General features: G+C 38.4%; 14 protein-coding genes and 3 tRNA genes. 12 read left to right on the top strand and 5 right to left on the bottom strand.

All coding sequences use genetic code 11. From position 1 onward, the window contains the following. Positions 1 to 41 precede the first annotated feature (41 nt). Entirely contained in the window at positions 42 to 1,133 is a 1,092-nt protein-coding gene (locus FUA48_RS12625; protein WP_147583858.1) for an AI-2E family transporter, read from the top strand. Position 1,134: 1 nt separating this feature from the next. Next, positions 1,135 to 2,313 carry a class I SAM-dependent methyltransferase gene (locus FUA48_RS12620; RefSeq protein ID WP_147583857.1) on the top strand — a complete coding sequence of 393 codons (1,179 nt, stop codon included), beginning with the start codon at positions 1,135 to 1,137 and terminating at the stop codon, positions 2,311 to 2,313. Here the strand turns inward: FUA48_RS12620 and FUA48_RS12615 are convergent, their stop codons facing one another. After that, the gene (locus tag FUA48_RS12615; RefSeq protein ID WP_240732454.1) at positions 2,314 to 3,762 is read right to left on the bottom strand and encodes a PQQ-dependent sugar dehydrogenase; all 1,449 of its coding nucleotides are present in this window, start codon (positions 3,760 to 3,762) and stop codon (positions 2,314 to 2,316) included. Positions 3,763 to 3,923: 161 nt separating this feature from the next. Here FUA48_RS12615 and FUA48_RS12610 point away from each other — a divergent pair, with 161 nt between their 5' ends. From FUA48_RS12610 to FUA48_RS12595, 4 genes are all read left to right on the top strand, one after another. After that, positions 3,924 to 4,493, top strand: a complete 570-nt coding sequence (locus tag FUA48_RS12610) for a hypothetical protein (protein ID WP_147583856.1) — start codon at positions 3,924 to 3,926, stop codon at positions 4,491 to 4,493. 157 nt (positions 4,494 to 4,650) lie between these two features. Beyond that, positions 4,651 to 4,734 (top strand) — tRNA-Ser (locus FUA48_RS12605). Positions 4,735 to 4,742: 8 nt separating this feature from the next. Then, positions 4,743 to 4,817, top strand: a tRNA-Pro gene (locus FUA48_RS12600). 27 nt (positions 4,818 to 4,844) lie between these two features. Further along, positions 4,845 to 4,918 (top strand) — tRNA-Arg (locus FUA48_RS12595). Between the two features lie 54 nt (positions 4,919 to 4,972). Here the strand turns inward: FUA48_RS12595 and FUA48_RS12590 are convergent. Together FUA48_RS12590 and FUA48_RS12585 are read right to left on the bottom strand one after the other, a co-directional pair. Next, on the bottom strand, positions 4,973 to 5,746 hold the full coding sequence (locus FUA48_RS12590) for a phosphatase PAP2 family protein (protein ID WP_147583855.1): 774 nt from the start codon (positions 5,744 to 5,746) through the stop codon (positions 4,973 to 4,975). Positions 5,747 to 5,827: 81 nt separating this feature from the next. Then, the gene (locus FUA48_RS12585) at positions 5,828 to 6,601 is read right to left on the bottom strand and encodes a phosphatase PAP2 family protein (RefSeq protein WP_317130691.1); all 774 of its coding nucleotides are present in this window, start codon (positions 6,599 to 6,601) and stop codon (positions 5,828 to 5,830) included. A gap of 220 nt (positions 6,602 to 6,821) precedes the next feature. On the opposite strand from FUA48_RS12585, the gene FUA48_RS12580 reads away from it, so the two are divergent. Beyond that, a complete protein-coding gene (locus FUA48_RS12580; protein ID WP_147583854.1) occupies positions 6,822 to 7,133 on the top strand; it encodes a hypothetical protein in 312 nt (103 codons plus the stop codon). A gap of 104 nt (positions 7,134 to 7,237) precedes the next feature. Continuing rightward, positions 7,238 to 7,711 (top strand): GNAT family N-acetyltransferase, encoded by a 474-nt coding sequence (locus tag FUA48_RS12575; protein ID WP_147583853.1) that lies wholly within the window; start codon positions 7,238 to 7,240, stop codon positions 7,709 to 7,711. Here the strand turns inward: FUA48_RS12575 and FUA48_RS12570 are convergent. Next, positions 7,706 to 8,677 carry a hydrogen peroxide-inducible genes activator gene (locus tag FUA48_RS12570; protein ID WP_147583852.1) on the bottom strand — a complete coding sequence of 324 codons (972 nt, stop codon included), beginning with the start codon at positions 8,675 to 8,677 and terminating at the stop codon, positions 7,706 to 7,708. The two genes, FUA48_RS12575 and FUA48_RS12570, sit on opposite strands and share 6 nt — an antisense overlap. 112 nt (positions 8,678 to 8,789) lie before the next feature. On the opposite strand from FUA48_RS12570, the gene FUA48_RS12565 reads away from it, so the two are divergent. From FUA48_RS12565 to FUA48_RS12550, 4 genes are all read left to right on the top strand, one after another. Next, entirely contained in the window at positions 8,790 to 9,815 is a 1,026-nt protein-coding gene (locus tag FUA48_RS12565) for an alpha/beta hydrolase (RefSeq protein WP_147583851.1), read from the top strand. Between the two features lie 38 nt (positions 9,816 to 9,853). Continuing rightward, the gene (locus tag FUA48_RS12560; protein ID WP_147583850.1) at positions 9,854 to 10,270 is read left to right on the top strand and encodes an OsmC family protein; all 417 of its coding nucleotides are present in this window, start codon (positions 9,854 to 9,856) and stop codon (positions 10,268 to 10,270) included. Positions 10,271 to 10,836: 566 nt separating this feature from the next. After that, positions 10,837 to 12,015 (top strand): acetyl-CoA C-acyltransferase, encoded by a 1,179-nt coding sequence (locus FUA48_RS12555; protein ID WP_147583849.1) that lies wholly within the window; start codon positions 10,837 to 10,839, stop codon positions 12,013 to 12,015. Between the two features lie 164 nt (positions 12,016 to 12,179). Further along, complete coding sequence (locus FUA48_RS12550) at positions 12,180 to 12,941, top strand: C40 family peptidase (RefSeq protein WP_147583848.1); 762 nt, start codon at positions 12,180 to 12,182, stop codon at positions 12,939 to 12,941. 7 nt (positions 12,942 to 12,948) lie between these two features. On the opposite strand, the gene FUA48_RS12545 is transcribed toward FUA48_RS12550, so the two are convergent. Then, positions 12,949 to 13,170, bottom strand: coding sequence for a hypothetical protein (locus FUA48_RS12545; RefSeq protein WP_147583847.1), 222 nt, complete (start codon positions 13,168 to 13,170; stop codon positions 12,949 to 12,951). Positions 13,171 to 13,287 lie beyond the last annotated feature (117 nt).

Genomic DNA, 13,287 nt, shown 5'->3' with positions numbered 1-13,287 from the left:
CTTTTTTTCATACATTCACGGTAACTAATCAATCATCAAACATGATAACATCAAAAACCATAGCAAACGGAATCGTTAGGGCTGTACTTATTTTGGCTGCCATATTTTTACTGCTACTGTTTTTATATAAAATCCAGGTACTGTTTATTTATCTTGCTATCGCCCTGGTAGTAGCACTTATTGCCTCGCCTATTATCCATTTTCTGGAAAATAAGCTCAAGTTTAAACACACGCTTGCGGTAATAACCACACTTGCATTATTACTCTTATTGCTTATAGGTTTTATATTATTGTTTGTTCCACTTATTATTACACAAAGCCACAACCTGTCGTTACTGGATACTGCCAAACTGCAGGAAGATTTAAACAGTGTTATAATGCATGTTAAAAGTTACTTTTCCGATTACAATATCGATACGGATAAACTAATGAAAGAAGCCGATATAACTTCAAGCATCAACTTTAAGTTTATTCCTAATTTTATTAATTCACTTGTAGGCATCCTTAGCGGATTTGGTGTAGGGCTGGCATCGGTACTGTTTATTTCGTTCTTCTTCCTTAAGGATACTGAGTTGTTCACCAAAAGTTTCAGGAAAATACTACCGGATGAGCACGAAGAAAAAATACTTCATTCCATTAAAAAAGTAAACCACCTGTTAAGCCGCTACTTTATCGGGCTTATAATACAAATGAGCATACTGTTTGTTATGTATCTTATAGTACTTCTTATTTTTGGTGTGGAAAACGCCTTTATCATTGCCTTTATAACGGCATTCTTAAATATCATTCCTTATGTAGGTCCGCTTATTGCTACCGTTTTGGTAATTGTACTTACCATGCTGGGGCATATTGGCCCGGAGCATCAGGGAGAAATGCTGTCTACAACCATCTATGTGGTAATAGGTTACAGTATCGCTCAGGCAATAGATAACAATGTGAGTACGCCGCTTATATTTTCAAACAGTGTAAACTCGCATCCGTTGGAAATATTTATAGTAATTTTGGCCAGTGGTTTTGTTTTCGGAATACTTGGAATGATTATAGCCGTTCCTGTGTACACAGCTATTAAAGTTGTTGCTAAAGAGTTTTTCCCGCAAAACCCGGTTGTAAAAATACTAACGAAAGACCTATAGTTTGCCGCATACAATTTTAAACCCGCAGGTACAGCAGTTTATTTGGGATAATACCGATGCCGATGTCACCAAACTGGCATTGCAGAAAAATCCGTTTCCCGATGTGGAATGGACCGATATATTAAACCAGATAGCTGCACGCCAAAAAGCAAAAGACAAACTGCCTACATGGTTTAAAACTCAAAATGTAATCTACCCTTCAAAAATATCGGTAGAGCAAACCTCATCAGAAATTACAGCAAAATACAAGGCCTCTTTGGTTTCGGGCGAAAGTCTTATAGATCTTACGGGAGGTTTTGGTGTAGACGACTTTTACTTTGCTAAAACCGTTAGCAAAGTGGCTCATTGCGAAATGAACGAACAGCTCTCCCAAATTGTTGCTAATAATATTAGCACTATGGGTATTGCCAATATAGAATGTCATACGGGAGACAGCCTTGATACACTTACCAGACTGGACAAGCAATGGGACTGGATTTACATAGACCCTTCCCGACGCAGTGATATAAAGGGTAAGGTATTTATGCTAAAGGACTGCCTGCCTAACGTACCGAAACTTTTAGATACTTATTTTAAATACAGTAATAACATCCTTATAAAAACGGCTCCGCTGCTCGATATTTCTGCCGGATTAAGCGAATTGCATTCTGTTAAGGATATATATATTGTAGCGCTCAATAATGAGGTAAAAGAGCTTTTATGGAATCTTGAAAAAGGCTTTGAAGGTTCACCTACATTACATGCCGTAAACCTAACCAAAGACGACGAACCGGAAGTATTTACCACTCCTATAGAGGATGAACCAGATACTGTGTATTCTTTACCCCTGCACTACCTTTATGAACCCAACAGTGCCGTAATGAAGTCTGGGGCATTTAATGCTGTGGGCAAACAGTTTGGCTTGTACAAGCTACACAAACATACACAGCTTTACACAAGCGACAGCCTGACCGATTTTCCGGGACGCAGGTTCATTATTCAGGAGATTGTACCCTACAGTAAGCCTGAGATGAAAAAACACGCTGAAGGAAAGAAAATGAACATTACTGTGCGTAACTTCCCTATATCTGTAGAGGAACTGCGCAAGAAATGGAAAATAAAGGACGGCGGAGACACCTATGCCTTTTTTACTACCGATAAAGATAATAACAAGCTAATGCTTATTTGCAGCAAAGCCTGATTAAGGAGTAAACTTCCTTAACCTGAATATGCTTCCTTTACGGTCTTCTACTGCTACATAGATGAAGCCATCAGGTCCTTGCCTTACATCACGTAAACGGCCTATGTTTTTAAGCAGCATTTCTTCCTTCACCACTTTGTTACCCTCAAGATAACACAGGTTTAAATACTGAAACCTAAGCGAGCCTACAAGCAGGTTTCCTTTCCATCCGTTGTAATGATCGCTGGTAACAAATGCCATTCCGCTTGGTGCTATAGACGGTATCCAGTAATGGATAGGATCTGTAAATCCGGGTCCTGTGGTTTTATCGGTTATTACTTCTCCGTTATAGTTTATTCCGTAGCTTACTTTTGGCCAACCGTAATTATCTCCCGATTTTATGATGTTTATCTCATCACCTCCTCGCGGACCATGCTCTGTTTCCCATAAATCGCCTGTAGCCGGATTAATTGCCAAACTCTGCGGATTACGGTTACCATAGCAGTAAACAGTGGTAGGTTTACCTTTATCATCCTTAAACGGATTATCGGCAGGAATCCTTCCGTCAGGATAAATACGGTGTATTTTACCCAACTGGTTATCGTCAAGGCTTTGCGGGTTTTGGTTCTCGTTACCCCTTTCCCCTACCGATATGTATAAATACCCTTTATCTAATACCAGCCTGCTACCATAGTGGTGACGAGTAGGCGCATACGGATTGGCCTCAAAAATTATCTTTTGGTCGGTAAGATTATTACCGTTAAGCTTTGCCCTCATTACCGTAGTAGTGGCCAGCGTTTTTCCGTTTACTTTCTTCCCTTTGGAATAGGAGAAATATATAATGCCGTTATTTTGATAATCAGCATCGGTAACCACATCAAGAAGCCCGCCCTGTCCTTCTGCCACAACATCGGGAACTCCGTTAACTTCTGTATTTTTCCTGTCCTTAACACGGTACATTTTACCGCCCCTGTCGGTTACTAACAGTTCTCCGCCAGGTAAAAAGGCAATACCCCAGGGAACGGCAATACCTGTAGCCACAGTATCCAGCTTTATTGTAAAGTTATCGCTTTCAAACAGATTTGTTTTGGGCTTATCGTCAAAGTTATAGCGGTCTACATTCTTAATTCCGTCTAATATATATTGTGCCAGTTCTTCGGTCTCCTTGTCACTAAAGGTTTCTGCAAAGGCAGGCATGCCATCATCCTTATAACCGTTTTTAATCCCGAAAACCAAATCTTTAAGTTCCCTGCCATGCTTCCACTGGCGGTCTACAAACATATCCATCTTTTCGCCGTGGCAACCTGCACAGTAATTATGATAATTTTGTGCAGCATCGGTCTGATAGCCTTTTTCGGCTGTAACAGGAGTGCTTTCGGTATAGTTTTCCTTCTTCTCATTTTTAATACACGAAAACATAACAAAAGAGGTTATGGCTATAGCGGGAAATAAAAAATTCTTATTGATCATGATGCGGATTTTACGGTTGTCAAATTACAAAAACCTGCTGTATCACACAACGATAAGCACAGCTGTAAGTATTAAATTAAACCTAAATTTTACAGGCAGGCATTGGCCTTTTTGTTTATATTTGGCACCACGCTGTTAATAATAAAAACATCACCTTATATATGAAAAAGAGCTTACTGCTATTGGTACTTTTACTGGGTTTAACCGCAAATGCACAAGAGGACGACTGTAATTATACCTACATAACTACCGAAACGGGAGAAATAAAATCAACACCCGAATACCTTATGTTTGAAAAGGTTTTTGGCGGTACCTCATCGTTTATATTCTTTTCCCTTAGCAACCACGACGGAATGCCCGTATTAAACTTTCAGCTACTGGCAAAGAGCAACGAATTCCCTAAAGTATACTGCCTTAATAATAAGTCGCGCATACACCTGCAGCTTTTAAACGGAAAGATTGTTACCCTTATATGCGTTAGTGAAGACCAATGTTCCGGATTGATTTATGACAATGTTGAAAAGAAAAACATACGAATGTTAAGCGGAAATTTCCTTTTCACAAAAGGATCTATTGAAGATTTAGACGAATCTCCCATATCTTTTATGAGGGTTAAGTACTCCGGAGAGACGGTAGATTACCCTTTAAGCAGTAACCTGAAATCGGAAACAATGGGGGAAAATTATACTCCCGACAGTTATTTTATCAAATATATGAAGTGTGTTAAGTAAAAAACTACATTTTTTTGCTTTTGCTATTATACTGACTGTTAAAGACTTTAAATAAATGTTTCAAAAAAATTAAAAAAACCTTTAAAAATAGTTGCAGAAAAGAGAATCATCATCTACATTTGCAACCGCAAAAAAGGCTTAAAGCCTTGAGCAAAGAGGAGAGGTGCCGGAGTGGTAACGGAGCAGATTGCTAATCTGTCGGCGGGTAACCGTCGCCAGGGTTCGAATCCCTGTCTCTCCGCTTCTTTTCGGGGTGTAGCGTAGCCCGGTCATCGCGCCTGGTTTGGGACCAGGAGGTCGCAGGTTCGAATCCTGCCACCCCGACGAAAAGAACTAACACAAACTTTTTCAGGTCGCGTAGCTCAGCTGGATAGAGCACCTGCCTTCTAAGCAGGCGGTCACAGGTTCGAATCCTGTCGCGATCACAAAAAGCCTTTGAGAAATCAAAGGCTTTTTTGTTTTTATATGCTTTAGTTTTTTTAAAACCTCACAACCATTCCGCCGCCAAACTGTTCTCCGTTATAAAAGGGCATTACCATAGCGGTAATCTGCTTTTCACCTTTTTTATCTTTAAATATCCTGTTCTTTAAGAACGGATATACCCAGTAGGCAATTTTGGTGCTTAGTATACCTATACCGGCTCCTGCCGCCACATCGGTTAGCCAATGCCTGTTGTTATAAATTCGCATAAGACCTGTACCTGTAGCAACCACATACCCCGAGATACCATACCAAATAGATTTATCCTTATACTCCTGTAATAAGAACTCAGCACCTGCAAAAGCGGTAGCTGTATGCCCCGAAGGGAACGAATTGTATGCCGTAATATCCGGGCGCTGTACGTCGGTCATAGCTTTAAGGCTACGTACAGTGGTAAACGTTATCAGTAAAGAAGTCGTAAGTATAATGGTCCTGTCCTTAAAATTATGCTCTCCTTCTACCCCAACAAGGTTTAGGGCATATACCGAAAGCATGGGTACAAAACGGGTAACATCGTCTATGGTACGTTCCTTATGTTCGTTTCTTAAAACCTCATCCCTCACATCGGCATTCAGCCTTTTGATATCATCGTTATTAAGTCCTATTACACCATACGCTATAAGCGTAGAAGGAATAATAACCTGCTTTAGTTTAAAATGGTATTTAGATGCCGAAAAATCATTCTTTACAATAGTATCTGTAGCGGTAGTGGCATCCTGCGCAGTAAGCACAAAAGGAAACAATGCCAAAAACAAAATAAGCTTCTTTATCATCTTACGGTTTAGGGATATCTGGATTACGTTTGCGAAAATAAATTAAAAAAGTAAATTCCTGTTAAACAAATCTTAACAAAACTAAAATCTTATCGTCATGGCAGCACCCAACTGCTCTCCGTTAAAAAAAGGCATTGCCATGGCGGTTACCTTTTTCTCTCCTTTGTTACCTTTAAAAACTTTTTCCTTTAAGAACGGATATACCCAGTAGGCAAACTTAGTACTCAGTATACCTATACCGGCCCCGGCAGCCACATCGGTTAACCAGTGCCTGTTGTTATACATCCTGAACATACCCGTACCCGTAGCTACTATATAACCTGAGATTCCGTACCAAACCGACTTATCCTTATACTCCTGCCATAAAAACTCAGCTCCGGCAAAAGCGGTAGCCGTATGCCCTGACGGAAACGAATTATACGAACTCCCATCGGGGCGTTGTACATGAGTAAGTGATTTAAGGCTCAGTACTGTACTGCTCATAACCAAATAAGAAGTAGCCATAATTATAGTACAGTCCTTTAGATCGTGCTCGCCTTTAACACCCGAAAGGTTTAAGGCAAATACTGATGCAGCGGGCGCATACTGCATAAAATCGTCTATGGTTATTTTTTGGTCAATATCCTCTACAACCTCAGTCCTTATGCTGTTATTAATTTTTTTAAATTGTCCGTTATCCTGTCCTATTACCCCATACCCTATTAATGCCACAGGAACTATAAGATAATGTGCTTTAAAATTGTAGGCTTTAGGGGAAACGGAATTAACAATAGTATCGGCTTCATTTTGGGCTTTCTGTGCTTTTAGTATTAGCGGGCACAACACTAAAAACAAAATCAATCTTCTAATCATCATTTCGGTTCATTACGATATTTAATTCCATAACGGACACAGAAATAATAAAATTGAACCTCCTTAATAATCTTAAGGAAATCTTAAAAATGTAGAACCTCTACACACTAACTAATCGCTTTCCCCACAAAAGTGTTTAAAAACAGCTGTTTTTACTAGCAAAACCGTAACGGCACAGTTATTTCATTATACAAAGTATATAACTTGAAAAATGAAAAAGACTATGAAAAATTTATTTTTATCTGCAGCATTAGTATTAGCTTTTGCAGCCAATGCTGTAACCGTTAACCAAATAAGAACATCAGAAAACACAACGGTAAACTATCAGGAAAAAGAATATAAAGTAATTGAACAGGGCGACATTGCACCGGCAGTACTTAAAAGCGCCGTAGATAAATATGCGGGATATGCTTTAGTAAATGCTTATGTGGCTCAGGATGGCAGCGATTACAAATTTGTGCTTACCAAAGACGGTAAAGACATTACTGCCTATTTTAAAAACTCAGGTGAATTTATTAAGGAAGAAACCGCATAGTATATATTTAACAAACAGATGCAGAAAGAGAGAAGGCTTAGTTCCTTCTCTTTTTTGTTTGTACTATCTACACTACCTTTGCAAAAGAATAGTACACTACAAAAATGATTACCGAAAATATTATAATTACCGATTATACCCCTCAATACAAACAAGCTTTTAAAGACCTTAATGAAGAATGGATATCAAAATACTTTGTAATGGAAGAAGCCGATTACAAATCGCTTGATAATCCTGAAAATTATATACTCGAAAAAGGAGGTTATATCGTTATGGTTTTATATAATAATGAACCTGTAGGCACCTGTGCTCTTATTAAGATGGATGATAACAAATATGACTTTGAACTGGCTAAGATGGCCGTATCTCCAAACATACAGGGAAAAGGCATTGGCAAAAGACTAATGCAGGCTGTAATTGAAAAAGCAAAAAGTAAAGGGGCAAAATGGCTTTATCTGGAAAGCAATACCATACTTACCCCTGCCATTACTTTATATGAGAAATCGGGGTTTGTTCGCGTAAAAAGAGCCTCAACACCCTACGAACGCTGTAATATTCAAATGGAGCTTGAATTATAAAAATCCTTTAACCGACTCTATAAAATAGGGAGAGTCATTCCACTGAATCTTTTTGTATTTAAAATCCTGTTTCATGCTTTCTGGCAGGCAGGCATAAATGGTTTCGCTAATTTTTTGCAGCAACAGCTTACGTGAAAAGGTTTCAGCCACCACAAGGCTTATTTCCCTAACCGGTTTAGGGTCTTTAAACTCCTTATACATTGGGTTCTCCTTTTCATTAATAACACTAAGCAACGGCAATATGGCAAAACCCAAATCGGCCTTAACAAGGTTCTTTAGCGTCTCAATCGAGCTTATATCATAAGTAAACCCATCGTGTTTGTCTGCACCCTGTGTAAGTCCGCATATATCCAACAGTTGTGCATTGTAGCAGTATTCATGCTCCAAAAGCAAAAGCTGAGGCTTATCCTGTGGCTGCAGTTCATAATACTCTGCACCTCTCATTTTATGTGCCTCATGCAGGTAAGCCACAAAGGGTTCGTAAAACACCGGATACTCCTTTAGTCCGTTAGCACCTGTTGGGGTTGCCATTAAGGCGATATCAATATCTCCAGTAAGCGCATTGTTAATCAATAATCCTGTGGGCAGTTCTTTTATGGTAAAGTGCATTTTAGGAGCCACCTCCTTCATCTTCTTTATAAACTGCGGTACCAAATAAGGCGAAAGAGTAGAAATAACACCTATAGTACATTCACCCTCTAACTGATTCTTCTCATAAATAACAAATTCACGGATACCCTCTACCTCTCTTAAGATCTTTTTGGCACGGCTTATTATTTCCTTTCCCGCTTTTGTGGGCTTTAAGGGCACTTTGGTACGGTCAAATATCTTTACCCCTATCTCTTCTTCCAGGTTTTTAAGCTGAATGGTAAGTCCGGGCTGGGTAACCATACATTCTTCTGCTGCCTTTACAAAGTTTCGGTGCTCGTCCAGTGCGGTTATATATTTAAGCTGCTGTATTGTCATGATTATAAAATATTTTTATAAAGGTAAAAAATTATTAATTTGATTTATAAATAATGTTGCAATAATTTTGACTCATCAAATCGAACGAATTATAAACTTAAATCTCAATACGATGAAAAAATTATTATCAACAGCAGTTTTGTTACTTGGAGTGACAGCCGCTAACAGTCAAACAGATATTTCCCTTGCAGGAAATTACAGTGTGGAAAAAGAAACAAGAGAATTTCTTAAAGCAGTACACGGTGGCAACGGCCCTCAAATTTATGAGCTATCTATTAATGATGCACGTAACGTATTAATCAATGCACAAACAGGAGATTATAAAAGACCTGATGCCGATGTAGAAGAAAGAACAATTACACAAGACGGAAAAACAGTATCAATACGAATTGTAAAACCTAAAGGAAGCAAAGAAAAACTACCTGTACTAATGTATTTTCACGGAGGCGGATGGATTTTAGGAAACTCCTTTACACACGACAGGCTAATAAAAGAACTCGCAGTAGGTGCCAATATAGCAGTAGTATTTGTAAACTATACTCCGGCACCTGAAGCCCAATTTCCGGTAGCCAATGAGGAAGCCTATGCAGCCACCAAATGGATTAAACAAAACGGAGCATCATTAGGGCTTAATACAACTAAACTGGCTGTAGGTGGCGACAGCGTGGGTGGTAATATGGCAATTGCAGTAACCCTAATGGCTAAAGAACGTAAAGGACCGCAAATAGATTTTCAGCTTCTCTTCTACCCTGTTACAAATGCTGAGTTTGATACAGCTTCTTACCAGCAGTTTTCTACAGGACATTTCTTAACTCTTAATGCAATGGTTTGGTTCTGGAATGTATACGCCCCAAACAAGGCAGACAGGAACCAGATTACAGCCTCTCCGCTTAGGGCAGATATAGAACAGCTAAAAGGATTACCCGAAGCCTTGGTAATCGTTGCCGAAAATGATGTTCTTAGGGACGAAGGCGAGGCTTATGCAAAAAAACTAAATGCAGCGGGTGTTAAAGTAACCTCTACAAGATATATAGGAACCATTCACGACTTTGTGATGCTTAACCCTATAACTAACACACCGGCACCAAGAGCAGCCATAAAACAGGCTATAGATGCTCTAAAAGAAAAACTTAACTAATTAAAAAGAATAAATAATAACAATTAAATATTAAGATCATGAAATTTACAAGAAAAGCAACAGCAAACTGGAAAGGTACAGGAATGGAAGGTACAGGTAAAGTATCAACTCAAAGTACAGTATTAAACGACACACAACTATCTTTTAAAACAAGATTTGCAGACGGTGTTGGTACTAACCCCGAAGAACTACTGGCAGCAGCACACTCAGGATGTTTTACCATGCAGTTAAGCTTCCTTTTAAACGAGGCAGGCTTTACGGCAGACAACCTTGATACCGAAGCTAAAGTAACATTTGAAGACGGTACCATTACAACAATCGTATTAGATCTTACAGGAAGCGTACCGGGTATTACTAATGAACAGTTTACAGAAATTGCACAAAAAGCAAAACAGATTTGTCCGATATCAAAAGCTATTAATGCAGATATAAGCTTAAATGTAGTACTTGCCTAAATAAAAAGACAGGATTAAAAACGAAAAATTCCCCTGGTAAGGAGGGGAATTTTAGCAATTTTTAATCCTGCATCTATTAATAAAAAACTACTTTCTAAATTCAAAAATTGAGAGTTAAAATAAAAATCCCTCCGGGGAGGAGGGATTTTCCCACCATAAACTCAAATTGAGCAGGTATTACCTGTTCGTTAGAATACACATGCAAATATCCCTTCTTTAAGCCATGTGTGAAATACCAATTAATACTGATTTTACCATGTGGAAAATACGTAACGAGTATTATAAAACACGTAAAAAACACTTATTATTGACTACTTTGTAATACAAAACCTACTTTTTTAAAATCATCCTTTAAATAATGATTCATAAACTGATTAAAAACGAAACACAATTCAGGTTAAAAAACATCCGAAAAAGCTACAGCAAGGCATTTATTGTATCAAATTCACAGATAGCAAAATCATTCCTAACAAATCATGTAAATTGTTAGTTATTTTTAAATACTTTGTTTTTTTTGGACTAAAAAATCATTAAATTCGCAACTTCAACAAACAAAAGACAATACAATGAGCAAAAAAGTAGTAATCGTTTCGGCAGTAAGAACTCCAATAGGAAGTTTTATGGGGGCTCTTTCTACCGTATCGGCTGCACACCTTGGCGGTGCTGCCATTAAAGGTGCTTTAGATAAAATAAACTTAGACCCTAAGCATGTAGACGAGGTATTAATGGGTAACGTAGTACAGGCAGGTGTTGGTCAGGCTCCGGCAAGACAGGCATCAAGATTTGCAGGTTTACCAGATAACGTTATTGCTACTACAGTAAATAAAGTATGTGCATCTGGTATGAAAGCTGTGATGCAGGGTGCTCAAAGCATTATGTGTGGCGATGCAGACGTAGTTGTAGCGGGTGGTATGGAAAACATGAGCCTTATACCTCACTATGTACACATGAGAAACGGTTATAAGTTTGGTCCTGCTACTATGGTAGACGGTTTACAAAAAGACGGTCTAACAGATGCTTATGACAATAATGCAATGGGTGTATGTGCAGACCTTTGTGCTACAGAATATAAAATTACAAGAGAAGAACAGGATGCTTTTGCTATTGAATCTTACACGCGCTCTGCAGCTGCATGGGATGCTGGTAAATTTGATAACGAAGTTGTTCCGGTTGCTGTACCTCAAAGAAGAGGTGAGCCTGTAATGGTTACTAAAGATGAGGAGTACACTAATGTAAAATTAGACAAGATTCCTTCTCTTAACGCTGTATTTACTAAAGACGGAACTGTAACTGCTGCAAATGCTTCTACTATTAATGATGGTGCTGCTGCACTTATATTAATGAGCGAAGAGAAAGCAAACGAACTTGGCCTTAAGCCTCTTGCTTACATCAAATCGTATGCAGATGCAGAACAGGAACCAAAATGGTTTACTACATCTCCGGCTAAAGCTTTACCAAAAGCATTAGATAAAGCGGGTATCACTAAAGATGATGTTGATTTCTTCGAATTTAATGAGGCTTTCTCTGTAGTGGGAATCGCTAACTCTAAAATATTAGGGCTTGATGCCTCTAAAGTAAACGTAAACGGTGGTGCAGTATCTCTTGGTCACCCTCTGGGATGTTCTGGAGCAAGAATTATTGTTACCCTGCTTAGCGTACTTGAGCAAAACAATGCAAAAACCGGAGCTGCCGCTATTTGTAATGGTGGTGGTGGTGCTTCTGCAATTGTTATTGAACGTGCATAATAATTGGTTATTTTTATAAGCTGTTATTAACTTTTGCGAAAACAGCTACACCATGTAACGCTGCTTCAGAATTAACCGCTATATTTGTGGTTATGCTTGGAGCAGCGTTTCTTTTTTAGTAAAAGCAACACAACCAATAATAAATCATAAATAAAAAGTTATAAATGTTTGGTATTTGTAATCTTGCTATTGTCCCTCTTCGTTTAGAAGCTAATGACAGAAGTGAAATGACATCTCAGGTTTTATTTGGTGAACATTTTAAAATTTTACAGCAAAAGGAAAAATGGTCGCACATAGAGCTGGCTTATGATGGCTACAAAGGGTGGATAGACAACAAACAGTACAAAACTATTACCGAGGCAGATTACGATAATCTTACCTCCTGCCCTGCTGTTTTAAATGCCGACCTGATAGAATACATTACCACACCAAACAATTTACTGGTTCCTATTCCTATAGGGACTTCTTTATCCTTTTTAGACTTTCCTGATATCAATACCGAAAATTTCTCGTTTGAAGGTTTAAAGACATCTGGCGTTAACCCAAAGGAAAACCTGCTGCGAACAGCCTTTATGTATCTTAATGCTCCTTACTTATGGGGAGGTAAAACACCTTTTGGCATAGACTGTTCGGGCTTTACACAAATGGTTTATAAACTTAACGGATACCACCTGCAACGTGATGCATCACAACAGGCAACTCAGGGAGAAGCCTTAAGTTTTATTGAGGAAAGTGAACCGGGCGACCTTGCCTTTTTTGATAATGAGGAAGGTAATATTATACATGTAGGTATCATTATGGAAGATAACTACATTATACACGGGCACGGCAAAGTACGTATAGACAGGCTGGATCACCTTGGTATTTATAATATTGATACCCGCAGGCATACACACAAGCTTAGGGTAATAAAAAAGATTATTTAAACAGGCTTTAAAGCCTGTTTTTATTTACATTAATCCTAAAGGATAAAAAAAGCTTTACCACATCTATAAACGTGAGGTCATTATCTAATATATCTAACGGTATAGCCTCCTTTATTTCTTCATAATTACTGTATCGTAATCCTACAATTTTAAAAGTTACTCTCCCTCTGTTATTCACGAAATGAATTACCTCATAAGATCTAGATTTTGCTTCTCCATCTGCTAACACTATACCTTTAAAATTTTTAAAGTATAACCTTTTGCCAAAAGGGCAAAGCAGAGAAAAACAAATAAGACGATCTGTCTTTACTATAATATATTTTATTTGCCTTATGATAAGTAGAAA

The sequence above is a fragment of the Flavobacterium alkalisoli genome (genome assembly GCF_008000935.1).
GTDB classification, from domain to species: Bacteria; Bacteroidota; Bacteroidia; order Flavobacteriales; family Flavobacteriaceae; genus Flavobacterium; species Flavobacterium alkalisoli.
The sequence above is the reverse complement of the archived record's forward strand: the minus strand, read 5'-3'. Positions and strand labels throughout refer to the sequence as shown.

Bases quoted from the DNA above. Each gene is read 5' to 3' on its own strand.
- FUA48_RS12625 (WP_147583858.1), top strand. From the start codon at position 42: ATGATAACATCAAAAACCATAGCAAACGGAATCGTTAGGGCTGTACTT.
- FUA48_RS12615 (WP_240732454.1), bottom strand. From the start codon at position 3,762: ATGATCAATAAGAATTTTTTATTTCCCGCTATAGCCATAACCTCTTTT.
- FUA48_RS12610 (WP_147583856.1), top strand. From the start codon at position 3,924: ATGAAAAAGAGCTTACTGCTATTGGTACTTTTACTGGGTTTAACCGCA.
- FUA48_RS12590 (WP_147583855.1), bottom strand. From the start codon at position 5,746: ATGATAAAGAAGCTTATTTTGTTTTTGGCATTGTTTCCTTTTGTGCTT.
- FUA48_RS12585 (WP_317130691.1), bottom strand. From the start codon at position 6,601: ATGATGATTAGAAGATTGATTTTGTTTTTAGTGTTGTGCCCGCTAATA.
- FUA48_RS12580 (WP_147583854.1), top strand. From the start codon at position 6,822: ATGAAAAATTTATTTTTATCTGCAGCATTAGTATTAGCTTTTGCAGCC.
- FUA48_RS12575 (WP_147583853.1), top strand. From the start codon at position 7,238: ATGATTACCGAAAATATTATAATTACCGATTATACCCCTCAATACAAA.
- FUA48_RS12570 (WP_147583852.1), bottom strand. From the start codon at position 8,677: ATGACAATACAGCAGCTTAAATATATAACCGCACTGGACGAGCACCGA.
- FUA48_RS12565 (WP_147583851.1), top strand. From the start codon at position 8,790: ATGAAAAAATTATTATCAACAGCAGTTTTGTTACTTGGAGTGACAGCC.
- FUA48_RS12560 (WP_147583850.1), top strand. From the start codon at position 9,854: ATGAAATTTACAAGAAAAGCAACAGCAAACTGGAAAGGTACAGGAATG.
- FUA48_RS12555 (WP_147583849.1), top strand. From the start codon at position 10,837: ATGAGCAAAAAAGTAGTAATCGTTTCGGCAGTAAGAACTCCAATAGGA.
- FUA48_RS12550 (WP_147583848.1), top strand. From the start codon at position 12,180: ATGTTTGGTATTTGTAATCTTGCTATTGTCCCTCTTCGTTTAGAAGCT.